This is a genomic window from Acidisoma sp., assembly GCF_965199065.1.
Lineage (GTDB): Bacteria > Pseudomonadota > Alphaproteobacteria > Acetobacterales > Acetobacteraceae > Acidisoma.
Map to the genome: position 1 here is coordinate 795,973 of NZ_CBDAQN010000003.1, position 23,042 is coordinate 819,014.

Genomic DNA, 23,042 nt, shown 5'->3' on the forward strand with positions numbered 1-23,042 from the left:
CATCCTTGGAGATCATCGACCGCAGGCGTAATCCGCACGGCAAGAACCTGGAGAACCGCCAGCGCGTCCTAGGGCGCGCGCGGGCGGCGGTTGCCCGGGCCACGCGAAGTGCCATCGATCAGGGCACGATCCGGGAGGTCGGGCGCGACCAGACCGTCACGATCCCGGCCGACAGTCTGCATGAGCCAAGCTTCCACACGGTCTTCACCAAGGGCAAACGCCAGGTCATCCTGTCGGGGAACAAGGAATTTTCGGCGGGCGACCGTCTTTCTCGCCCGCCGGCGAGCAAGGGCGGCTCCGGCAACGGGGACGGGCAAGGTGGCGGCGAGAGCGGTGAGGACGGCTTCCGCTTCGTCCTCACCCGCGACGAGTTCCTCGACCTGTTCTTCGAGGATCTGGAATTACCGGATCTGGTGAAAAGCCAGATCGTCGCGACCGAGACGATGGCGCCGCAGCGGACGGGCCTCAGCACGGACGGCTCGCCTTCGCAGATCGACATGGCGCGGAGCATGCGCCAGTCGATGGCGCGGCGGATCGGGTTGCGCCGCCCCAAAACTCCCGAACTCGAAGCGATGGAAGCCGAGATCGCGTCGCTCGAGGAAAGCGGCGAGGAGCCCGACCGGCTGCTGTCGCTTCAGGCCGAGTTGGCGACTGCCCTGCAACGGCAGAGGCGGGTGCCGTGGATCGACCCGGTCGATCTCCGCTACCGCCGGTTCACCCAGGTGCCGAAGCCGTCGGCGCGCGCGGTGATGTTCTGCCTCATGGACGTCTCCGGCTCGATGTCGGAGCAGATGAAGGATCTGGCCAAACGGTTTTTCCTGCTGCTGCATGTCTTTCTCGAACGCCGCTACAAGCATGTGGATCTGGTCTTCATCCGGCACACCGAGACGGCGGAGGAGGTCGACGAGGAGACGTTCTTCAGCGATCCGCGCACCGGCGGCACGGTCGTCTCGACGGCGCTGGCGGAGTTCATGCGCATCCAGCGCGCGCGGTATCCCGAGGATAGCTGGAACATCTACGCGGCGCAGGCCTCGGACGGGGACAATTCGGGCAGCGACACGCACAAGTCCGTCGGCATGCTGGAAAACGACATTCTGCCGCTGGTGCAGTATTTTGCCTATATCGAGGTCGGAACGATGGCGGTGATCCGCGGCGAGACGGAGCTGTGGCGGGGCTATCATCCCCTGTCCCAGCGCAATGGGCGGCTCGCGATGAGCCGCGTCTCCGATCGCCGCGACATATTCTCCGTCTTCCGCCAGCTTTTTGCGCGAAAGGTACAGGCGTGACGGAGTCGCCTCTTCTCTACGACGGCACTGACTGGGACTTTCGCACTCTCCAGCGCACCTACGACGCCATCGAAAGGATCGGTTGTGAGGAACTTGGCCTGGAGGTCTATCCCAACCGTATCGAGATCATCACCTCGGAGCAGATGCTCGACGTCTACACCGCGCATGGAATGCCGCTGACCTATCGCCACTGGTCTTACGGCAAGCGGTTCCTGCAGCACGAGAACAGTTACCGGCGCGGCTATTCCAGCCTCGCCTATGAGGTGGTCATCAACTCCAACCCCTGCATCAGCTATCTGATGGAGGAGAACACGGCGACGATGCAGGCGCTGGTCATCGCGCATGCGGCGTTCGGCCACAACCACTTCTTCCGCAACAACCACCTCTTCCGGCAATGGACGGAAGCCTCGGCGATCCTCGATTACCTGGAGTTCGCCCGCTCGTATGTCGCCTCCTGCGAGGACCAGCACGGCGTGGCGGCGGTCGAGCGCGTGCTGGACGCGGCGCATGCCCTCTCCCGGCACGGCGTGCACAAGCATGGCGGGGCGCGGCCGCTCAACCTCAAGATGGACCAGAAGCGGGAGCGCGAACGCCGCGACTACGACGAGAGCATGTTCGACGATCTCTGGCGCACCGTCCCCGCCGGGAAGGCGAAAAGCGCCACCGACTCCGTCGCGGAGCGCCGCCGGCGTCTCGGCCTGCCCGAGGAAAACCTGCTCTACTTCATGGAGAAGGTGGCGCCGCGTCTGCAATCCTGGCAGCGCGAGATCATCCGCATCGTCCGGCTCATCGCGCAGTATTTCTATCCGCAGCCGCAGGCCAAGCTCATGAACGAGGGCTGCGCCACCTGGGTTCACCAGCGGATCATGACGCGGCTGCACGAGACCGGGCAGATCAACGATGCGGCCTTCCTGGAAACGCTGCACTCGACCAGCAACGTGATCATGCAGCCTGGGTTCGATCATCCGGCGGGCGGCCCGGGCTTCAACCCCTATGCGCTCGGCTACGCGATGATGAGCGACATCGAGCGGGTTTGCCTCGACCCGACCGAGGAAGATCGCCGCTGGTTCCCGGACACGGCCGGAAACGGCGATCCGCTCGGCACGCTCCGCCACGCCTGGGCCAATTTCCGGGACGAGAGTTTCGTCCTGCAGTATCTGTCGCCCGCGGTCATCCGGCGTTTCCGCATGTTCCGGCTGCTCGACGACACGTCCGAGTCGACGCTGCTCGTCGACGCCATCCACGACGATGCGGGCTACCGCGCCATCCGCCGCACGCTCGCCGCGAGCTACGATCCCGCCGTTCACGATCCCGACGTTCAGGTGGTCGATGTCGATCTGGCGGGCGATCGCCGGCTAATGCTCCAGCACCGGACCAAACCAGGACAGTTGCTCGCCCAGCGCGATGCGGAGGCAACATTGCGTCACGTGGCGGCACTCTGGGGGTATGAGGTTCGCCTGCAGGAGGTCGATGCGGAGACGGAGGCCGTTCTGGCAACGCACACCGCCAGCCCACCGGCAATGCCTGGCTGACGACGAGTTGGCGTTTTCTTGAAAAGATGCGGTCGTTTCTTGCTTAGACTGACCGTTGCTCCACTTGGCAGAACCAAAACTACCCCCAGCTAGGTTACCGGAAAGTCACCTAGCGGGAACACTGTCATGCGTCTTCTTCTTATCATCCTGATACTACTGCTGCTTTTCGGCGGCGGCTATGGCCTGGTCGGCGGCGGATTCGGCAGCCCCTACGGCTACGGGCTCGGCGGCGGCCTTGGCCTCATCGTCATCATCATCATCGTGCTTCTTGTCATAGGTTGACGAAGCGCAGGTAGTTACTGAGCCGGGACGCCCTTGTTCGTCGAATACTCGAAGTGCAGGGCGGTTCCGGGATGGACGAGGGGGTGGATGGCGTGGGCCGCCACCGCCGCCTCTGAAAATCCCTGAAGGATGAGTTTGAGCTTCCCCGGGTAGGTGGCGACATCGCCGATGGCGAAGACGCCCGGAATATTGGTCTCGCAGGTTGCGGGCGTCACCGGCAGATGGTGGCGGTCCAGCGCCAGCCCCCAGTCCGCGATCGGCCCGAGGTCCATCGACAGGCCGAAGAACGGCAGCAGCACATCGGCCGGCAGGACCCTCACCTCACCCTGAAGCGTCGCGACTTCCACCGCTGTCAGCCGGCCCTGCTCGCCCTGAAGTCCGTGCAGCTGATAGGGAATGACGAGGTCGATCGCGCCGCCCCTCGCCGCCTCGTCCAGCCGCGCGGCCATTTCCGGTGCCGCCCGGAACTTCGGCCGCCGGTGGATGACGGCGACGGAGGCCGCAATATCCTTCAGCGCGAGCGCCCAATCCACCGCGCTGTCGCCGCCGCCTGCGATGACCACGCGCTTACCCCGGAAATCCTCCCGGCGGCGCACATAATATAACACGCCGCCCGTCGCCTCGTAGCCAGCGAGCCCGTCCAGCGGCGGCCGGTTAGGTCCGAAGGCTCCGGCTCCGGCGGCGAGTATGACGGCACTGGCGGTGATGCGGTCGCCTCGGTCGGTCGCGAGCGTGAAGTTCCCGGCCCTACCGGCGAGGCCTGTTACCCTGCGGCCCAGCAGCCTCGGCGCGGCGAACGGCGCGATCTGCGCTTCCAGCCCTGCGACGAGGTCAGCTGCCTCGATCGCCGGATGGGCGGGGATGTCGTAGATCGGTTTCTCGGGGTAGAGCGCGGTGCATTGTCCGCCGACGGCGTCCAGCGCGTCGACGAGCACCGCACGCATCTTGAGCATCCCGCATTCGAAGACGGCGAAGAGCCCGGCAGGTCCCGCGCCCACGATCGCCACGTCGGTTTCGATGGTCTCAGCCATACCGCACCCTTGGCCCAAATGTGCAACGCCACAAACACGAGGGAGGTCATAGGCGGCGGCCTTCCGGTCCGTCCAGCCTTGGGGCATGGTCCCGTCATGGATGCCGCCTCATCTGAACCGCTCGAGCTGGTGCTGCCGTCCCTCGACGCGACCGAAGCCTTGGCGCGACGGGTCGGCCAGCTGCTCCGCCCGGGAGACGCGGTGCTGCTGAGCGGTCCGCTCGGCGCGGGGAAAAGCGCCTTCGCCCGCGCCCTGCTGCGGGACCTGGTGGGTGACCCGGCGCTCGAGGTGCCCAGCCCGAGCTTTACGCTCGTGCAAAGCTACGAGACGCCACGGGGCGTCGTGCATCACTACGATCTATGGCGCGTCGAGCCCGGTCCTGATCTGCGGGAGCTTGGCCTGGACGACGCCTTCCGCGACATCGCCTTGATCGAATGGCCGGATCGCCTGGGCCTGCAAACTCCTGACGATGCCCTCGCGATCACCTTCACCCCGCGCCCGGACGGTTCCCGGCGCGCCGTGCTGTCCGGCTGGCCCGACCGGTTGCCTCAGTTGATGGACCTCGCATGACCCAGCTACGCGAACCCCAACCCCAACCCCGGCCGCGCAGCGCCATGATCCTGGCTGCTGGCCTCGGCACGCGCATGCGTCCGCTGACGGCCGACACGGCAAAGCCCATGCTGGCGCTGCAGGGCCGCCCGCTGCTCGACCATGCGCTCGACCGGCTGGCCGAGGCGGGCGTCGAGCAGGTCGTGGTCAACACCCATTGGCAGGCCGAGAAGGTTGAAGCCCATCTCAAGGCCCGCCCCACCGGACCGCGCATCGTCGTCCAGCGGGAGGAGATGCTCCTCAACACCGGCGGGGCCGTTGCGGCGGCGCTCTCCGCGGGCCTGCTCGGAGAGGCGCCGTTCTTCGTCGTCAACGGCGACGCCTTCTGGCTCGATGGTCCGACGCTCGCTCTGACGCGGCTCGCCGGTGCCATGGCGATCGAAGGCGCGGATGCGGTCCTTCTCCTGCACCGGGGAGCGCAGGTCGTCAGCGACGTGGGTGCCGGCGACTTCGCGGTCGACGAATGGGGCGTTCCGCGCCGGCCGCATGAGAACGAGCAGGTTCCTTACGTGTTCGCCGGGGTCCAGGTCCTGTCCCCGCGCCTGTTCGAGGGTGCGCCCCCGGCCCCCTTCAGCATGAACGTGCTTTGGGACCGGGCGATCGCGGCGGGGCGGCTGCGCGCCATCGTCCATGACGGCATCTGGTTCCACCTCTCGACGCCGCCGGATCTCGCGAGGGCGGAGGCCGACCTGCGGGAGCGCGTCTCGGGCGACACCCGGTGAGGCCGGCTCTCTGGTCGATCCCCGCCGGCGCACCCTTCCTCGATGCGCTCGCGGCCCGCTGGCTCAGCCAGCATGGCCAAGCTCCCTTGGCGGAGGGGCTTATCCTCCTTCCGACCCGCCGCGCCGCACGCGCCCTCGGCGAGGCCTTCCTGCGCGCGACCGACGGGCGCCCTCTGCTCCTGCCGCGCATCGCGGCGATCGGTGCTGCGGATGAGGCCGCGCTGTCGCTCGGTGGAGCGGCACTCCGCCTGCCGCCGGCGATGCCGGAGACGCAACGCCTCGCCGCTCTCTCACGGCTGATCCTGGCGCTGGAGCGCGCAGCGGGCCAGGCGACGGCCGGGCTGGACGCGACGTGGCGCCTCGCCCGTGAACTCGCCTCGTTGATGGATGAGGCCGAGCGTGCCGAGGTGCCGCTTGCCGAGGCCCTTCGCGCAACGGTGCCGGAGGAACTGGCGGCTCACTGGCAGAAGACGCTGACCTTCCTCGCCATCGCGACGGAGCACTGGCCGGCGATCCTGACCGAGCAGGGGCTGATGGACCCGGTCGCGCGGCAGGTCCGGCTGCTGCATGCGCAGGCCGAGGCATGGGAGGAGGCGCCGCCGGGTCATCCGGTCTGGATGGCCGGGATCACGGCAGGGCGGCCGGCGGTCGCGCATATGGCGCGCGTGGTGGCGGCGCTGCCGCAGGGGGCGGTCATCCTCCAGGGGCTGGACCGCGGCATGGACGACAAGGTTTGGAAGAACCTCCAGCACGGCCACCCGCAGGCGGGGATGCAGCGCCTGCTGGCCAGCCTCGGCGCCCGGCGCGAGGATGTGCGACCCTGGGACAATACCGAGGATGCGGGCGGGCGGGCGGCTCTGCTCGCCCGCGCCCTGCTGCCGGCCGAGGCGCTGAGCGACTGGCGCAACTCAACCGAACTGGCGCTCGACGGCATTTCCGTCCTGACGCCGGCCGACCAGCAGCAGGAGGCGCTGGCTATCGCGGCCATCCTGCGGGACGCGATCGAGACGCCGGCGGCGCGCGCCGTGCTGGTCACGCCCGACCGGGCGCTTGCCGCGCGGGTGGTGGCGGAACTTGCCCGGTTCGGTGTCATTGCCGATGACAGCGCCGGCGAGCCGCTGGCGGAGACGCCGCCGGCCACCTTCCTCCGCCTTATCGCCCGCGCGGTCGCGGATGGGCTGGCGCCGGTGCCGTTGCTCGCCATGCTCAAGCATCCGCTGGCGGCGCTGAATCTGCCGCCTGCGGCGTGTCGTGCGGCGGCTCGCGCGCTGGAACTCGCCTGCCTGCGCGGGCCCCGCCCGGCGGCGCGGCTCTCCGGTCTGCAGCTCGCGCTTGCCCAGGCGAGAGGCGGGGCTCCGGCGGAGGCCGAGGCCGTGCTCGACCGGCTGGGCGCCGCCCTGCTGCCTCTCGTGCGAGTCATCGAAGGCTATAAAGTCCAGAGCCCGGCGACGCTCCTCTCGGCCCTTGCCGAGACGGCCGAGGCGCTCGCGGCTTCGCACGAAGACAGCGGCGCGGACCGCCTCTGGTCGGGGGAGGAGGGCGAAGCCCTGGCGACGCTGATCGCCGAGGCGCTGCCCGCGCTGGAGACGCTGCCCGATGCCAATCCGGCGGTGCTTCCCGGTCTGCTCGACGCTCTGCTCGAGGGCCATGTCGTGCGCAGCCGGCGGGCCACGCGCGGCATGGGTGCGGGCGCGACCCTGCATCCGCGCATCTCGATCTGGGGCCTGGTCGAGGCGCGCCTGCAGAGCGCCGAGGTCATCGTGCTCGGCAGCCTGGTGGAGGGCGTGTGGCCACCTTCGACCGACCCGGGCCCCTGGCTCAGCCGCCGGATGCGGTCCGAGGCCGGGTTGCCCTCGCCGGAGGAGATCATTGGCCAGGCGGCGCATGATTTCGTGGGCGTGGCCTGCGCGGCGCCTGTCGTCGTTCTCAGCGCGCCACGGCGTTTGGCTGGCGCTCCGGCAGTACCTGCGCGCTGGCTGAAGCGGCTGGAGGCGATGCTGTCCGGCATGGGCCGGGCGCTTCCATTGCATCCCGCGCTGGGCTGGGCGCGCGCGCTCGATCAGCCGGCGGGCGCACCTCAGCCGGTGTCGCCGCCCGCGCCGCGTCCGCCCGTGCGGCTGCGTCCTCGCCGGCTGAGCATCACCGAGATCGAGACATGGCTCGCCGACCCCTATGCGATCCACGCCCGCCACATCCTGCGTCTGCGGGAACTCGATCCGCTCGATCAGGCGACCGACGCGGCGGATTACGGCCAGCTTGTGCATGCGGGCATGCATCTGTTCCTGGCCGAGGCCGGGGCGGAATGGCGGCCGGATGCGCCGGTCCGGCTGGCGGTCGCGATGGAGCGGGCCCTGGGCGCGGCGCGGCTGCGTCCGGCGCTCGCCAATTGGTGGCGGCCGCGGCTGTTGCGGATCGCGGAGTGGATCGCGACGGTCGAGGGCGGGCGCCGGCCCCATTTGGGGCTGACGCTGATCGGCGCCGAGATCAAGGGCGCCTGGACCCTGGCGGGGCCGGCGGGGGATTTCCTGCTCAGTGGCCGCGCCGACCGGATCGAACGGCGGCGGGACGGGCGGCTCGGCATCATCGACTACAAGACGGGCTCGGTGCCGGAGGCGAAGCGGGTGCGCGAAGGTCATGCGCCGCAGTTGCCGCTGGAGGCGGCGATGGCGTTGGCGGGCGGCTTCGGCCCGGAGTTCGCGGGCGTCACCGCTGAAATGAGCTACTGGCGGCTGCGTGGCGGCGCCGATCCCGGCGCGGTCAGCACGCCGGTGACCGATCCGGATGAGCTGGCGGCGCTGGTGGCGCTGGCCGAGGCGTCGTTGCGCGACTTGATCGCGATGTTCGACGATCCTGGGAGGCCATATCTGGCGCGGCCGCATCCTGGCCGTGCGGCGCGCGATTCCGGGTATGGCCGGCTGGCGCGCATGGCCGAATGGGCGGGCGCCGGCGAGGATCAATGAGCGCGGACGCGCGTGCAGTCGGTGCCCGCCCCCGCCGCGCATGCTATGACCGAGCACTTCAGTCCGGAACGTGATCGCATTTTGACCAGCCTCCAACCTACGCTGCCGCTGCCGCCGACCCCCTCGGCCGATGACGCCCGTGTGCGCGCCAGCGGCCATCAGAAGGCCGCGTCCGACCCTGGCGTTTCCACGTTCGTCGCCGCCTCCGCCGGATCGGGCAAGACCAAGCTGCTCACCGACCGCCTGCTCCGCCTCATGCTCGCGGGCGTCGATCCCGGCCGCATCCTCTGCCTCACCTTCACGCGCAACGCCGCCGCCGAGATGGCGCTCCGGTTGCAGGACCGGCTTGGCCGCTGGGTCAGCCTCCCCGATACCGAGCTCGACCGCGCGCTCGCGGATCTTTCCGTGCTGCCGACCACGACCAACCGGCAACGTGCGCGCTCGCTGTTCGCTATCGTGCTCGACCTGCCGGGCGGCATGCGGATCGACACCATCCACGCCTTCTGCCAGTCGCTGCTGCGGCGCTTTCCGCTGGAAGCCGGCATCTCCCCGCACTTTCGCCTCATCGAGGAGCGGGACGCGATCATCAGCCTGCGGGAGGAGCAGGAGGCCATTCTCTCCCGCATCCAAAACGACGCGGCAGATGGGATGAGCGCCGCGGTGAACGCCCTCGCCGTGCAGATGGGCACCGAGGAACTCGACCGCCTGCTCGGCCAGATCGACCAGGCGCGGGATCGCTCGGACGCCCTGCTCGCGACCGATCTAGACGCGCTCGTGGCCGCCCAGCGGCGCGCGGTCGGCGCGGCGCGCACCGAGGCGGAACTATGGGACGAAGCCCTTGCCGGCGGCGACCAGGAAGGCCTCGCCGCCGCCTGGGCCGTGATCGCCCAGCGTGGTTCGCCGGCCGCCGCCGCCCGCGCTTTCACGATGCTCGATTGGCTGGCTCGCCCCGACGAGGCCCGCCGCCATACCTGGCCTCTCTGGGTCGAGGGGCTGCTGACCGACAAGGGCGAGCCCCGCGCGCGCAGCACCCTTATCGGCAAGAAGCTCGACACCGCAGAGCCGGACCTCTGGTCGGCGATCGAGGCGGAGCAGTTCCGCGTGCTGGCGCTGACCGACGCCTTCGCCGCCGACCGCCTCGCCTCGCTTTCGGCCGCGCTGCTGCGCATCGCCATCCCGGTGCTGCGCCGTCAGGCCCAGCGCCGGCAGCTGGAGGGGCTGATGGATTACAGCGACCTCATCCGTCATTCCAACAAGCTGCTGCACGACCCCGGTGCGGCGTGGGTGCTGTTCAAGCTCGACCACGGCCTCGACCATTTGCTGCTCGACGAGGTGCAGGACACCGCGCCCGAACAATGGACCATCGCCGGCAGCATGACCGAGGAGTTCTTCGCCGGCGTGGGTGCACGCGGCGCCCCCGATGCCGTCGCCCGCACGGTCTTTGCCGTCGGCGACCGCAAGCAGTCGATCTACGGCTTCCAGGGCGCCGACCTTCGCTCCTTCGACGACTGGCGCGGCCGCCTCGCCGACCGTGTCCGTAAGGGCAAGCGCCGCTGGCACGATGGCGCGCTCGATGTCTCCTTTCGCTCCGTCGTGCCGGTCCTCGCCCTGGTCGATGCGGTCTTCGCCGATCCGGAGGCCGCGCGCGGTGTCGTGGAAACCGGTGGCGACCCGCTGCTGCATGTCTCGGCGCGGCCCGAGGATGGCGGCCGCGTGGAGCTTTGGCCGCTGATGCCGCGGGAGGTGACCCCGCCGCCGCAGCCCTGGCTCATCCCGGAGGCGAATCTCGGGCAGGCATCGGCGCCGGGGCGGCTGGCGCGCAGCCTCGCGCAGTGGATCGCGCGGCTCACCGATGGCGGCACGCAACTGGAGAGCCAGGGCCGCCCGGTCACGCCGGGGGACGTTCTGGTGCTGTTGCAGAAGCGCGCGCCCCTGGCTGCGATCCTGGTGCGCGAACTGAAGGCCGCGGGCGTGGCCGTCGCCGGGCTCGACCGGCTGGAACTCACGGGCCAGGCGGCGGTGCAGGATCTCATGGCCCTTGCCGACAGCCTGCTGCTGCCCGAGGACGACCTCGCCTTCGCCTGCTGGCTGACCAGCCCCCTGGGCGATCTCTCCGACGACAGCCTCATGGCGCTCGCGACCGAGCGCGGCCCCCGGCATCTGTACGAGGCGCTGCGTGCCCGCGCATCCGAACGGCCTGAATGGACCGCCGCCTGGAGCTTCTTCGAGGCGCTGCAGAACCGCGTCGACTACGCCAGCCCGCACGCCCTGTTCAGCCAGGCGCTGGGCGCGCTCGGCGGCCGGGCGCGGCTGTTCCGCCGGCTCGGCGCCGAGGCGGCGGAACCGGTGGACGAGCTGCTGGGCGCCGCACTTGCCTATGCCGCCAGCCACGCGCCCTCGCTGCAGGGTTTCCTGCACTGGCTGCGCCACTCGACCGCCGAGGCCAAGCGCGAACCGGGCGCTGCGGGAGACGCGGTGCGCATCATGACGGTCCACGCCTCCAAGGGCCTCCAGGCGCCGATCGTCATTCTCGCCGACAGCGCCAACCGCCCGCCGGCCGATCGCACCCAACTCTTCTGGATGAGGGACGAGACGACGGGCCTCGACCTGCCGATCTTCTGCCCGCGCAAGGACGCCCATTGCGAGGCGAGCCGGCAATTCCATGCTCTGATGCAGGGGCGCGGCACGGAGGAGCACCATCGCCTGCTCTACGTCGCCATGACCCGGGCCGAGGACCGGCTCATCGTCTGCGGCTGGGAGAGCGGCGGGCCCGGCAGCACCTCCCCGAGCTGGCACGAGCTGATCGGACGCGGCTTCAACCTGCTGGCCGCGCCCGTCGAGGAGACGCCCGTTGAGGAGAGGCTCGCGGGGGAGACGAGTGCGGCATGGCCGGAGACGCGGCGGGTGCTCGCCAATCCGCAACGGCGGCTGGTGCAGGCCAATCAGGCCATAGCCAAGACAGCGAGCGCGACGCCGCTGCCACCCTGGATCGGCCACGCCCCGTCGTGGCAGGCAGCACCCCCGGCCACGGAGCCCGCGCGTCCGCGGCCCCTGGCGCCGAGCCGGCCTCAGGATGCGGCGTTCGGCCCGGTTCCGCAGGCGGACTCACCCGTGCGGCGAGGGGCGCCCGCCGGTTCGGGTTTCACGTCCCATGTCTCCAGAGGGACGCTCATCCACAACCTGCTTCAGCATCTGCCGGAGTTACCACGCGAGGATCGCGCCCGCGCGGCGCGCGCCTTCCTTGGCCGGAGCCTGGGCCGGTCGGGCTCCGGCCTCGACGCCGAGGAGGCCGCGCGCGTCGTCGACCAATGCCTCGGCGTTCTCGACCATCCGGCGCTGGCCGCGGCCTTTGCGCCCGGCAGCCGGGCTGAGGCGCCTGTGGCCGGCGAGGTGGCCGGGCTCGTCATCAGCGGCATCATCGACCGGCTGGCGGTGTCGGAAACGGAGGTCATCGCAATCGACTTCAAGACCGGGCGTCAGCCGCCCGCCGATGTCGCCCGGACCCCGGTGCTCTATCTGCGCCAGATGTCTGCCTATCGCGCCTTGCTGCGGGAGGTCTTCCCATCCCGCGCCATCCGCTGCGCCCTGGTCTGGACCGAGACGGCCACGGTGACGACGCTGCCCGATACCCTGCTGGACGCTCATCGTCCGCGGAGCGTCGCCGAGGCGAACTGATCGAGCGCGTAGTCGAGCCAGGCGAAGTCTTCGCCTTCCGGAAACCACGCCGACTGTGCCGCCGCGATATCGGCTTCGCTGCGGACGAACTCGGTGTTGTCCGGCAGACCGGCCACGGGCAGGTGTACCGCCCGGCAAAGCGGATAGTCCCGCACGCGCATCGCGGGCCGGTGCGTCGTCATGAAGGCAAGGCAGGGCACCGAAAACGCGTCGGCGAGATGGACCATGGCGGTGTCGGTCGAGACCACCGCCCGGGCGCCAGCCACGAAGGCGCATAGTTCGGCGATAGTGGCGCAATGGGGCATGGTGGACGCACCTGCCGGTGCCGCTCCCTGAGTGACGACCGGCCCCCACCCGCGTGCCAAGAGCTGAGCGACCAGCGCCTCATGCACCGCGTCGGGCATGTCCCGCAGCGGGATCGATGCGTTGGGGCAGACCAGCACGTAGCCCGGCGCCATCGGCAGCGGCGGCAGCGGCGCCATTCGCGGCGCGAGCCACGTCATCCGTTTCAGGCTGGCGGGCACGCTCGAGGGTTGCAGGCCGAGGCGGGTCAGGAAGAAGTCGATCATCGCGACCTGCCTGAAGAAGGGGTCGAAGGCGAAGTCCCTGATGTCGATGACGCGGCCGGAGAGTGGCGCCTCCGGCAATGGCACGACTTCGGCGAAGTCGGCGGCGAAGCGGTAGATTTGCGGCACCAGAGGCTTGGCCGGGGGCTCCTTCCGGCCGAGCACCACGCGCCCTTCAATGGCTCCCAGGCTGCGCGCCGCGAACAGCGCCTGCAGGCCGATGATGCCGTCGCCGAGGCTGATGCCAAAGCCGTTGAGAATGGTAGTGGAGCCCAATCCTGCATTCCCTTGCATGACACGGAGATCAGCCCCTTCGACACGACAGGGGCTCATCAGGCTACGCTTGCTCAACGGCTTCGGATGCCCCACCTTCGCTGCAACGCAAACATAACCGCGCCACGCGGCGCGGCATCAGCATGAGGCTCCCATGGCTGGCAACACGAAAGCTGTCACTGACCAAAGCTTCGAGACCGATGTGCTCAAGGCAACCGGTCCCGTCGTCGTCGACTTCTGGGCGGAGTGGTGCGGTCCGTGCCGCGCGATCTCGCCCGCGCTCGAAGAAATCTCCGCCGAGTATGCGGGCAAGTTAACCATCGCGAAGGTTAACATCGACGAAAACCCCGAGACGCCGAACAACTACGCCGTGCGCGGCATCCCGACCCTGATCCTGTTCAAGGACGGCAAGCCGGCCGCGACACAGGTCGGCGCGGCTCCCAAAAGCGTCCTCAAGGCCTGGATCGAGCGTAGCCTTTAAGGCGTTCCCGGCATGGCGACGTGCGATGCCCCGCGCGAACCCCCGCGCCAAGCTCTGCGCGAACCGATGATCCGCGTGATCGCCATGCCGGCTGACACCAACCCGTCGGGCGACATCTTCGGCGGTTGGCTGATGGCGCAGATGGATCTGGCGGCGGGCAACATGGCGATGCGCGTCGCCGAAGGCCGTTGCGTCACGGTCGCCGTCGACGCCATGGCATTTCTTGCGCCGGTCCACGTCGGCGACGAGGTCAGCTTCTATGCTGATCTGATCTCGATGGGCCGGACCTCGATGAAGATCAGTGTCGAGGCGGAACGGCGCACGCGCTTCCAGACGGCGACGGTGCCCGTCACTAAAGCCGTCTTCACCTTTGTCGCGATTGACGAGGACCGGAAACCGCGGCCGATACGGCAGGACTTCACGCGGCCCTAATCCACATTGCTTGCGCGCGGGTTCCATCGCGTTAGCGAAACACTTATCGATCCAGTTCACAACGACGCATTTGGCGGATTGGAGGCTTAGGCCACGGATCAGCAATTTTCGACGGTGTGGAGCGTGAAGGCGATTTCGCCTTCCATCGCCTCGGCCGGCGTGATCCCCAAACGGCTCAGCATGAGATCGATCGAGCGCCGAGCCTGCAATTCCGGCGCCTGATCGATCGCCACGGTCATAGCCCCGGCTCTTAGCAGGGCGGCGCTCTCGTCAGTCAATTCATGGCCGACGAACAGCAGGTTCTCCGCGCGCCCCGCATCCCGGACCGCATGGGCGACGGCCGCATTGGCGCCCCCGGTGTTGTAGATGGCGACTGCCTCCGGTGTCCGCCGCAGGGCCTGCGTCAGCAGATGATAGACCCGGTCGGGCTCGTCACCCGAGGTCATCACCGGCGCCACCGCCACGCCCGGGCGACGGGTGGCCAAGGCCTCCCGGAAGCCGTCGATCCGTTGTTTGTGCGCGCGAAAGCCGGTGCTGGTGGAGATCGTGAGCGCGACACCGGCAGGCCGGGCCATGCGGGCGACAAAAAATGCCGCCGTTCGTCCCGCTTTGGTGTGGTCGATGCCGACATATGCGGCGCGCGGCGAATCCGGCACATCCGTGACCACGCAGATCACCGGTCGCCCGGCGCCCTCGGCCGCCGCGATGGCCGCGACATTGGCCGGATGCTCCTCACAGTAGACGATGATGCCATCGGCGCCGGAACCCGCGATGCGGGACGCGACATTGGCCGGGTCGCGCATGTCGATGCCGGTGCGCAGGATGACGATCGAACGGTCGAGCGTCGCCGCCACCTGCCCCATCGCCTGCGTCAGACGCGCCATGAAGGGCGTTACGGACTGCGCCAGCATGACCTCGATCCGCACCTGCCGGGCATGCGGCACCGGCAGCACGCGGCGGAGGCCGAGCGAGCGGGCCGCTTCGATGACGCGGCGCTCGGTGGCGGCGGAAACGCTGCCGCGCTCGTTCAGAACGCGATCAACCGTCGACAAGCCGACTCCGGCGCGGCGGGCGACGTCCTCCAGTCCCAGGCGTGATTTCTGACGCTCCACCCGAGCACAGTAACGGAATGAGGGAAAACCCCCAACCCGCCGGATCAACAACGATCGCGTCCGCGCTATAGATCCCTCCAAGGGAGAAAAGAGCATGAGCCAAGCCGCCACGATCGCCCCGCCGCATAGGGTTCAGCCCCGCGATTACAGTCTTGTCGGCGACGAGTCTCGCCGCGCCGCAGAGCGCGGTCTCGCTTCCGCCGAATGGTATGCGGCGCCTGTTCCGCGCAAGCAGCTCAAGGAACTCATGAAGCGCAAGGACGGCCCGGCCATCCGCGATACGGCGATCTGGATCGGCGCGCTTATCCTGTTCGGTGGCGCGGGCGCCTTGTTCTGGGGCCACTGGCTCGCGGTGCCCTGCTTCATCGTCTACGGCGTGCTCTACGGCTCATCGTCGGATTCGCGGTGGCACGAGTGCGGCCACGGCACCGCCTTCAAGACCCGCTGGATGAACGACGCCGTCTACAACCTCGCCTGCTTCATGATCATGCGCGAGCCGACGGTCTGGCGCTGGAGCCATACGCGCCACCACACCGACACCATCATCGTCGGTCGTGACCCGGAGATCGCGGTAAAGCGTCCGCCCAACATCCTTGGCCTTCTGCTCAATCTTTTCGCCATCAAGACGAGTTGGGCGGCGCTGGGCAAGCTCGCACTGCACGCTCGCGGCAAGCTTGACGCCGAGGAAGCGACCTTCATCCCCGAGATGGAGCGCCATAAGGTCTACCGCACGGCGCGCATCTATCTGGCGCTTCTGGCGGCGGTCGCGGTGCTTTCGGTGGCGCTGCATAGCTGGCTGCCGGCGATGCTGATCGGGCTGCCGACGCTCTACGGCTGCTGGCTGAGCGTCGTGTTCGGCGTGACGCAGCATGCCGGGCTCTCGGAGGACGTGCTCGACCACCGTCTCAACAGCCGCACGGTCTACATGAACCCGGTGTCGCGGTTCCTCTACTGGAACATGAACTACCATGTGGAGCACCACATGTTCCCCATGGTGCCCTATCACGCGTTGCCGGCGCTGCATGAGGCCATCAAGGCCGAATGCCCGACGCCCTACCCCAGCCTGTTCGCGGCCTACCGGGAGATCATCCCCGCCGTCCTGCGCCAGGTGCGGGACCCTGATTACCACGTGGTCCGCGAGCTTCCGGCCTCGGCGACACTGCCGCCTGCCGATCGCCTCGCCGACGCCGCCTAACCTCACGCAATAAGAAACGAGCCTCGGAAACGCCGCCATGAGCACCTGGATCGACGCCTGCGCACCGGACGACATCGAGGAAGAGGACTTGATCCGCTTCGACCACGGCGGGGTCACCCTCGCCATCTACCGGCTCGAGGATGACCGGTTTTTCGCCACGGCCGGCCTTTGCACTCATGAGGCCGTGCATCTCTCGAACGGGCTCGTGATGGGCCGCGTCGTCGAATGTCCGAAGCATAACGGGCGCTTCGACATCCCGACGGGCCAGGCCAAGGGCGCGCCCGCCTGCATCAACCTCAAGACCTACCCGGTCAAAGTCGAGGCCGGACGCGTCTTCGTCGACCTCGGTTGAGGGCAACATGGGCACGGATGCGGGCATCGTCATCATCGGCGCGGGAGAAGCCGGGGCACGCGCCGCCGCTGCCCTCCGCGAGAACAATTACGCTGGCCCGGTCACGCTGATCGGCGAGGAACGCCACCTCCCCTACGAGCGCCCGCCCCTCTCCAAAGCCGCGATGACCGGTGCCGACGAGCCGACCGCCGCCACGATCATGAGCGAGGAGCAGCTCGCCGCGCACGGCATCCGCCACCTCTCGGGCGTCATGGTGACGGAGATCGACCGCGCCGGCCATCTGGCGCTGCTCGATGACGGCAGCCGCATCCCGTACTCCCGCCTGTTGCTGGCGACGGGCGCCCGCCCACGCAGGCTCACCACGCCCGGCGCCGATGCGGCATCGGTGCTCTACCTCCGCACCTTCTCCGATGCGCTCGCCATGCGGGCGTACTTGAAACCCGGCATCCGCCTCGTGGTCATCGGCGGCGGCTTCATCGGGTTGGAGATCGCCGCCAGCGCGCTGGATCGCGGCTGCTCGGTGACCGTCGTCGAGATGGCCCCGCGCATCCTCGGGCGCGCCGTGCCCGCCGAGGTCGCGGCCCTCGTCGCCGAGGCCCATAAGGCTGCCGGCGTCCGGCTGATCACCGGCATCGGGCTCAAGGGGATCGAAGCTGGATGCGTTGTGCTGGCTGACGCCACCCGCCTCGACTGCGACGCGATCATCGCGGGCGTTGGCGCCATTCCGGAGACGGGGCTCGCCGGGAGGGCCGGGCTCACGATCGAGAACGGCATCCGCGTCGACGGCCGGTTGCAGACCGACGACCCCGACATCTTCGCCGCCGGCGACTGCTGCGCCTTCCCGCATCCGGTGTTCGACGGCAGGCGACTGAGGTTGGAGGCCTGGCGCAATGCCCAGGACCAGGGCAACCACGCCGCGCGCGCCATGCTCGGGGAGACGGCGGAGTTCGACGCGATCCCCTGGTTCTGGTCCGACCAGCACGGCCAGACGTTGCAGATCGCCGGACTGCCCGACGAGGGCGACGCCACCGTCACGCGCGACCTCGGCGGCGCCACGCTGCATTTTCATCTGAAGGCCGGGCGGCTGGTCGGCGCCAGCGCGTTTGGTCCTATCGGCAACGTCGCCCGCGAGATCCGGCTGGCGGAGATGCTCATCGCCAGGCGCGCCCAACCCTCGCCCGACGCCCTCGCCGATCCGTCAGTCAAGCTGAAGTCGGTGCTCGCCGTCGTCCCGCTGGCGGCCTGAGACGATGCAGAAGCTGCTCGTCTTCCAGTCCCTCTGGGGCATGGAGCGGCTTCGTTTCGAGGAGCGCGAGCTGACCCTCGCCGAGAAGGTCGGGCGCATCGCGGCGGCGGGCTTCGACGGCGTCACCGACCACTTCTATGACCGCCGCCATGTGACGCCGCTGATGGCGCTGTTGCGCGAGCATGGCCTCCGCATCGAGGGGCAGGTGTTTCCGCGCAGCGTCGACGAACTTGCGCCCGCACTCGAGATGGCGACGGAGTTCGGCTGCCACCACATCACGATCCAGGCCGATGTCTGTCCGACGACGGTCGCCGAGTGCGTGCCGATCCTGGATGGCTGGCAGCGGCTGGCGGAGCAGGCCGGCGTTCCGGTCTATGTCGAGACGCATCGTGGCCGCATGACGAACGATCTGCTCTTCGCCATGGGGTTGCTCGACGCCTTCCCCGCGCTGCAGTTCACGGTTGATCTGTCGCATTATGTTGTCGCACGGGAAATAAACTTGCCTGTGCGGAACGACATCGACACGCTGGTCGGCCGCATCCTGGATCACGGCTGGGCTATCCATGGCCGCGTTGCGGGGTCGCATCAGGTTCAGCTTGAGCTGTCATTTCCGCAGCATCGGGCGTGGTTGAGCCAGTTCGAGAACTGGTGGGCCGCGGGTTTTCGCAGTTGGCGCAAGCGGGCGGCAGACGACGCCACACTGGCCTTCACCTGCGAGCTTGGGCCCGCGCCCTATGCCATTACAGGCGCCGATGGCCGTGACCAATCCGACCGATGGGCTGAAGCATGTCTGCTACGAGACCGGATCAAGCAGCTCTGGCACGCCTGAAACGGTTCCGTCATTGGTGCGGAACAGAAAATATCATGCCGCGGCGTGCGAGGCGTGATATCTGCCAATACCATGCCATTAGATCGCATCTCCCATTCGCATCGGCACGTCAGTCTGGCACTGATCCCGGCCAGCGTCCGGGTGCGCGCCGTGCTGGCAATGATCGCCGTCATGCTGCCTTTCATGGCTCTGCTGATTGTCACGTTTCGCAGCGAGTATGGCGCGGCCACGGTGCTTCAGCAGGATGGCCACTCTGCCCTCCTGACCGCCGCCTACACCCACATCGCGATCATCGGCATCCTGGCCAGCCTCTGGATCGTGACCGTGGTTCTGGTCACGCTCCGGACGGTCGAGGCGCGTGTGCTGCGTCCGCTGCGCCACGTGACACACGTCGCTTCCCGGCTGGCGGAGGGTGAACTCGGCTCTCGTGTCGACGTGGGCCTTATGCGGATGATCGACATGCGGAGGCTGGCGACGACGGTCAACGTCATGGCCGAGATCCTCGAGAAGCTCGCTTTGACCGACAGCCTGACCTCCGTCGCCAACCGGAGGCAGTTCGATGCGGCCATTGCAGGCGAACTCAAGCGATCGACGCGGATGAAGAAGGGGCTGGCGCTCCTCATCATCGATGTGGACAAGTTCAAGGATTACAACGACCTTTATGGCCATGCCGCCGGTGACATGTGCCTCCAGCGGATCGCCGAGGCGCTGCAGAGCACGGTCCAGCGGCCGAGCGATCTCGTTGCCCGCTATGGCGGCGAGGAGTTCGTCGTCCTGCTCCCCGATACCGACGCGTCCGGCGCCCATGCCGTCGCCTCGGACCTCCTCGAGGCCGTGCGTGGCCTGAACATTGCCCATGCGGCCTGGGGACGCGGCATCGTCACCGTCAGCATTGGGTTCGCCGTGTCATCTCCCACGTCTGCGATGGACGCGGGCAGGCTCATCGAGCGGGCGGACCAGGCGCTCTATGCCGCCAAGCAGGCCGGACGTGACCGCGCCCTCATGAATGAGACGATGAACTTCCCGGCGGTCAGCGCGCGGCCCAAGCTAGTGTCCTAGAAGCCGCCCGGCGGGACGATGAGCTTCGGCCGCGGAGCCCGGCGGCCCGCCTGGATCGCAGCGTCCAGCGCCGCCAGAAAGCGCGAGCGGTCTTCCTTGGTGAGCGAAGCCGGCCCGCCCGTGTTGATGCCCGTCGCGCGCAGATGCTCGGCGACCGCGCGCCCGGCAAGGGCACTGCCGATGTTGTCCGCCGTCCAATGATGGCCCTTGGGCGACAAAGCCCGCGCATCCTTCGCGAGGCAGCGGGAGGCGAGAGGAATGTCCGAGGTGATGCACACGTCGCCCGCCGCGATCCGGTCGGCGATCCAGTCGTCGGCGACATCGGCCCCGGCCTCGACCGTGACCATCTCGACATTCGGACGTCCGGTTGGCCGGATTGGACGCGAGCCGTTGGCGACGACAAAAACGCGAAGGCCGAGCCTGTCAGCTACGCGATACACCTCCTCGCGCACCGGACAAGCATCACCGTCGATGTAGAGGATCGTCATGTAACGAGATTTAGGCGGCGCGCGGGATTGGCGGAGCGGCCGCGCGCAACAATAAACAGCAAGCGGCGCTTTTTGAGAAAAGCGCGCAAAAACTTCCGCTCATTCAGCCGCGACCTGCATCTCGCCCAGATAAGCCTCGCGGATTTGCTCGTTCTCGCGCAGCTCTGAGGCGAGACCGGATAACACGACCTGCCCGGTCTGCAGCACATAGGCGCGATGGGCGATCGACAAAGCCATGGCGGCATTTTGCTCGACCATGAAGATCGTCACGCCCTGGCGGTTGATCGTCTGGATGATCTCGAACGTCTGCTCGACGAACAGCGGAGACAACCCCATCGACGGCTCGTCCATGCAGATGAGCTTCGGCCGAGCCATCAGCGCCCGCCCGATGGCCACCATCTGTTGTTCGCCGCCCGACAGCGTGCCGGCCTGCTGCTCCCGCCGCTCCTTCACGCGCGGGAACAAGGAATAAACCCGCTCCAGATCCTCGTCGAACTCCGGGCCGCGCTTGCGGGTGAAGGCGCCCATTTCGAGGTTCTCGTAAACCGTCATGCGCGGAAACAGCCGCCGCGCCTCCAGCACCGGCGCGATGCCCCGCTTCACGCGCTCGGCGGTGGAGAGTTTCTCGATGCGCTGGCCCTCGAAGATGACCTCGCCGCTGGTGGGCCGCACGATGCCCATGATGGTCTTCATGGTGGTCGACTTGCCGCAGGCGTTGCCGCCCAGCAGACAGATGATCTCGCCCTTGCCCAAGGTGTAGTTGACGTTCTTCAGAACGTGCAGATCGCCGTAGTACGTGTTGACGTTGCGGAACTCAAGCATGCGCGGCGGCTCCTCGGCCGAGATAGGCTTCGAGCACCGCCTCGTTGCGGCGAACCTCGTCGGGCAGGCCCTCGGTCAGCTTGTCGCCGTGATCGAGCACGACGACCTTGTCGGCGATACGCGTCACCACGTCCAGCTTGTGCTCGATGATGAGGATCGTCAGCCCCAGCGCGTGCAGGCCCTTGATCTGCTCGGCGAGTTCCAGCGACTCCGACGTGTTCATGCCCGCCGTCGGCTCATCCAGCAGGAGCAGGCGCGGCTTGGAGGCGAGCGCGCGCGAAATCTCGACCCGGCGACGGTTCGCGTAGGACAGCCCGACGACTGTCTGGCCGAGGCGCGGCACCAGCCGGTTGCCGAAAACGCGGGCGATTTCGAGGATCCAGGCGCGGGCCGCGATTTCCTCGGGCAGCTTCTTGGGCGAGCGCAGAATGGCCGAGATCGGCCCGGCCTTCAGCCGCGCATGTTGTCCGACCATGATGTTCTCGGCGACGGTGAGCGTGCCGAACAGCCGGATGTTCTGGAAGGTCCGGGCGATGCCGAGCTTGAGGATATCGTGCGGCGGCAGGCCGATGATCTCCTGCCCGTTGAACAGGATGCTGCCCTCGGCCGCCTGCGTGAGACCGGTGATGGTGTTGAACAGCGTGGACTTGCCCGAGCCGTTGGGGCCGATGACGGCGACCACGCCGCCCGCCGGCACGGTGATGTTGACCTTGTTCAGGGCGACCAGACCGCCGAACCGCACCGTCACGTCCTTTATCTCGAGCATCGGAACCGCGCCGGCCTCGTGCCGGTAGCCGTCGCCGCCGATCTGCGACAGCGTCACGTCGCTGGCCCGCTTCTGCATCTGCACCGTCGCGTGCTGCTGCTCGAAGCTGAGCGCGCGCTGGCGGCGGTTGGCCGGAATGAGCCCCTGCCGGCGGTAGAGCATCATCAGCACCAGGATGATGCCGAACAGGAGTTCGCTCGCCTGGGTAAGGTCGACGGAACTCAGGTAGCTGTTGTGGATGGAATCCCCGAAGGCGTTGACCCACTGCGTGAGGTCGGCGAGGAACCACGTCTGAAGCAGTTGCAGCAGCACGGCCCCGAGGACGACGCCCCAGACGCTGCCCAATCCGCCCAGCACGACCATGACCAGGATCATGACGGAGACCGGGAAGCCGAACATGTCGGGCGTCGCCGTCTGCAGCTTCGCTATGTAGAAGGTGCCGGACATGCCGGCGAAGCCCGCGCCGATGCCGAAGGCCAGCAGCTTGAAGCGGGTCAGGTTGATGCCCATCGCGCTCGCCGCGATTTCGTCGTCGCGGATCGCCATCCAGGCGCGGCCAATGCGGCTGTCGCGCAGCCGCGTGCTCGCGAAGATGAGGAAGGCGACCAGCCCGATCCCGACATAGTAGTACGGTGTCGCGTCGATGCCGAAACGGTAGCTGAAGATGGTCGGGCTCGCGATGCCGTTGAGCCCGGCGGCGCCGTTGGTGAGGCCGGTCCAGTTGCGCGCAATGATCGGCACGATCTCGCCGAAGCCGAGCGTCACGATGGCGAGGTAGTCGCCCTTCAACCGCAGCGTCGGCGCGCCGAACAGCACGCCGAAGAAGGCGGCGATGACGCCGGACAGCGGCAGCATGATCCAGAAGGAGACGGTGAAGTGGACGATTGCCGCGCCGTCCTGCACCACCTTGTGGACGAGGCCGAGGTAGGCGAAGGGCGCCCAGAAGCCGCTCCACGCCGGGGTGATCTGCCAGGAGGTCAGGATGCCGAAGGCATAGGCCCCGATTGCGAAGAAAGCGGCATAGCCGAGGTCGAGCAGGCCGCAGAAGCCGACGACGATGTTGAGGCCGAGGGCGAGGCAGGCATAGGCGGTGGCGTTGCCGGCGGCGTCGATGTTGGCCTGATCGCCGGTGATGAAGGGGAAGGCGAGCGCCAGCACCGCGACGAGCGTGATCGTTCCGACCCGCACCTGGGGCCGGTCGAACGGCGCTGCGAGCCAGTGCCATCGCGGCGGCGGCGCGCCCACGGTATGGAGCGCGTTGGTGTTCTCATGCCCGGGCTTGGCATCGGTGGGCGCGCTGGCCGTCTCCATCGTGTCCATGATC

At 68.2% G+C, this 23,042-nt stretch carries 20 protein-coding genes; 14 read left to right on the forward strand and 6 right to left on the reverse strand.

What is annotated here, in order from left to right:
* Window positions 1-5 precede the first annotated feature (5 nt).
* The 3 genes from ACOEQ1_RS11840 (at window position 6) to ACOEQ1_RS11850 (ending at window position 3,100) form a co-directional block, all read left to right on the forward strand.
* Window positions 6-1,286: a YeaH/YhbH family protein gene (locus ACOEQ1_RS11840; RefSeq protein WP_419759454.1), complete on the forward strand. Its 1,281-nt coding sequence runs from the start codon at window positions 6-8 to the stop codon at window positions 1,284-1,286.
* Window positions 1,283-2,818 (forward strand): SpoVR family protein, encoded by a 1,536-nt coding sequence (locus ACOEQ1_RS11845; protein WP_419759455.1) that lies wholly within the window; start codon window positions 1,283-1,285, stop codon window positions 2,816-2,818. The genes ACOEQ1_RS11840 and ACOEQ1_RS11845 overlap by 4 nt, the downstream gene beginning before the upstream one ends.
* A 126-nt stretch (window positions 2,819-2,944) precedes the next feature.
* Window positions 2,945-3,100, forward strand: a complete 156-nt coding sequence (locus tag ACOEQ1_RS11850; protein WP_419759456.1) for a hypothetical protein — start codon at window positions 2,945-2,947, stop codon at window positions 3,098-3,100.
* 14 nt (window positions 3,101-3,114) lie between these two features.
* On the opposite strand, the gene ACOEQ1_RS11855 is transcribed toward ACOEQ1_RS11850, so the two are convergent.
* Window positions 3,115-4,131, reverse strand: a complete 1,017-nt coding sequence (locus ACOEQ1_RS11855) for an NAD(P)/FAD-dependent oxidoreductase (RefSeq protein ID WP_419759457.1) — start codon at window positions 4,129-4,131, stop codon at window positions 3,115-3,117.
* 96 nt (window positions 4,132-4,227) lie between these two features.
* Here ACOEQ1_RS11855 and tsaE point away from each other — a divergent pair, with 96 nt between their 5' ends.
* The 4 genes from tsaE (at window position 4,228) to addA (ending at window position 12,097) form a co-directional block, all read left to right on the forward strand.
* Complete coding sequence (gene tsaE, locus ACOEQ1_RS11860) at window positions 4,228-4,701, forward strand: tRNA (adenosine(37)-N6)-threonylcarbamoyltransferase complex ATPase subunit type 1 TsaE (protein WP_419759458.1); 474 nt, start codon at window positions 4,228-4,230, stop codon at window positions 4,699-4,701.
* Window positions 4,698-5,462 (forward strand): nucleotidyltransferase family protein, encoded by a 765-nt coding sequence (locus tag ACOEQ1_RS11865; protein WP_419759459.1) that lies wholly within the window; start codon window positions 4,698-4,700, stop codon window positions 5,460-5,462. Before tsaE ends, ACOEQ1_RS11865 begins: the two co-directional genes overlap by 4 nt.
* Entirely contained in the window at window positions 5,459-8,422 is a 2,964-nt protein-coding gene (addB, locus tag ACOEQ1_RS11870) for a double-strand break repair protein AddB (RefSeq protein ID WP_419759460.1), read from the forward strand. Before ACOEQ1_RS11865 ends, addB begins: the two co-directional genes overlap by 4 nt.
* 81 nt (window positions 8,423-8,503) lie before the next feature.
* Window positions 8,504-12,097, forward strand: a complete 3,594-nt coding sequence (gene addA, locus ACOEQ1_RS11875) for a double-strand break repair helicase AddA (RefSeq protein WP_419759461.1) — start codon at window positions 8,504-8,506, stop codon at window positions 12,095-12,097.
* On the opposite strand, the gene ACOEQ1_RS11880 is transcribed toward addA, so the two are convergent.
* Window positions 12,064-12,996, reverse strand: a complete 933-nt coding sequence (locus tag ACOEQ1_RS11880; RefSeq protein WP_419759462.1) for a glycosyltransferase family 9 protein — start codon at window positions 12,994-12,996, stop codon at window positions 12,064-12,066. The two genes, addA and ACOEQ1_RS11880, sit on opposite strands and share 34 nt — an antisense overlap.
* Before the next feature lie 94 nt (window positions 12,997-13,090).
* Here ACOEQ1_RS11880 and trxA point away from each other — a divergent pair, with 94 nt between their 5' ends.
* Together trxA and ACOEQ1_RS11890 are read left to right on the forward strand one after the other, a co-directional pair.
* Window positions 13,091-13,417, forward strand: coding sequence for a thioredoxin TrxA (gene trxA / locus ACOEQ1_RS11885; RefSeq protein WP_419759463.1), 327 nt, complete (start codon window positions 13,091-13,093; stop codon window positions 13,415-13,417).
* 12 nt (window positions 13,418-13,429) lie between these two features.
* The gene (locus tag ACOEQ1_RS11890; protein WP_419759464.1) at window positions 13,430-13,849 is read left to right on the forward strand and encodes an acyl-CoA thioesterase; all 420 of its coding nucleotides are present in this window, start codon (window positions 13,430-13,432) and stop codon (window positions 13,847-13,849) included.
* A 98-nt stretch (window positions 13,850-13,947) separates the two neighbouring features.
* Here ACOEQ1_RS11890 and ACOEQ1_RS11895 read toward each other — a convergent pair whose 3' ends face one another.
* Window positions 13,948-14,961 (reverse strand): LacI family DNA-binding transcriptional regulator, encoded by a 1,014-nt coding sequence (locus tag ACOEQ1_RS11895; RefSeq protein ID WP_419759465.1) that lies wholly within the window; start codon window positions 14,959-14,961, stop codon window positions 13,948-13,950.
* A 94-nt stretch (window positions 14,962-15,055) separates the two neighbouring features.
* Here ACOEQ1_RS11895 and ACOEQ1_RS11900 point away from each other — a divergent pair, with 94 nt between their 5' ends.
* From ACOEQ1_RS11900 to ACOEQ1_RS11920, 5 genes are all read left to right on the forward strand, one after another.
* Complete coding sequence (locus ACOEQ1_RS11900; protein WP_419759466.1) at window positions 15,056-16,156, forward strand: fatty acid desaturase family protein; 1,101 nt, start codon at window positions 15,056-15,058, stop codon at window positions 16,154-16,156.
* 37 nt (window positions 16,157-16,193) lie between these two features.
* Complete coding sequence (locus tag ACOEQ1_RS11905) at window positions 16,194-16,508, forward strand: MocE family 2Fe-2S type ferredoxin (protein WP_419759467.1); 315 nt, start codon at window positions 16,194-16,196, stop codon at window positions 16,506-16,508.
* A 7-nt stretch (window positions 16,509-16,515) separates the two neighbouring features.
* Complete coding sequence (locus ACOEQ1_RS11910) at window positions 16,516-17,754, forward strand: NAD(P)/FAD-dependent oxidoreductase (protein WP_419759468.1); 1,239 nt, start codon at window positions 16,516-16,518, stop codon at window positions 17,752-17,754.
* A 4-nt stretch (window positions 17,755-17,758) separates the two neighbouring features.
* The gene (locus ACOEQ1_RS11915; RefSeq protein WP_419759469.1) at window positions 17,759-18,583 is read left to right on the forward strand and encodes a sugar phosphate isomerase/epimerase family protein; all 825 of its coding nucleotides are present in this window, start codon (window positions 17,759-17,761) and stop codon (window positions 18,581-18,583) included.
* A 72-nt stretch (window positions 18,584-18,655) separates the two neighbouring features.
* Entirely contained in the window at window positions 18,656-19,642 is a 987-nt protein-coding gene (locus tag ACOEQ1_RS11920; RefSeq protein ID WP_419759470.1) for a GGDEF domain-containing protein, read from the forward strand.
* Here the strand turns inward: ACOEQ1_RS11920 and ACOEQ1_RS11925 are convergent.
* The 3 genes from ACOEQ1_RS11925 to ACOEQ1_RS11935 form a co-directional block, all read right to left on the reverse strand.
* The gene (locus tag ACOEQ1_RS11925; protein ID WP_419759471.1) at window positions 19,639-20,130 is read right to left on the reverse strand and encodes a YaiI/YqxD family protein; all 492 of its coding nucleotides are present in this window, start codon (window positions 20,128-20,130) and stop codon (window positions 19,639-19,641) included. The genes ACOEQ1_RS11920 and ACOEQ1_RS11925 overlap by 4 nt on opposite strands.
* A gap of 99 nt (window positions 20,131-20,229) precedes the next feature.
* On the reverse strand, window positions 20,230-20,952 hold the full coding sequence (locus ACOEQ1_RS11930) for an ABC transporter ATP-binding protein (protein ID WP_419759472.1): 723 nt from the start codon (window positions 20,950-20,952) through the stop codon (window positions 20,230-20,232).
* On the reverse strand, window positions 20,945-23,038 hold the full coding sequence (locus ACOEQ1_RS11935; protein ID WP_419759473.1) for an ABC transporter permease subunit: 2,094 nt from the start codon (window positions 23,036-23,038) through the stop codon (window positions 20,945-20,947). Before ACOEQ1_RS11935 ends, ACOEQ1_RS11930 begins: the two co-directional genes overlap by 8 nt.
* Between the last annotated feature and the right edge of the window lie 4 nt (window positions 23,039-23,042).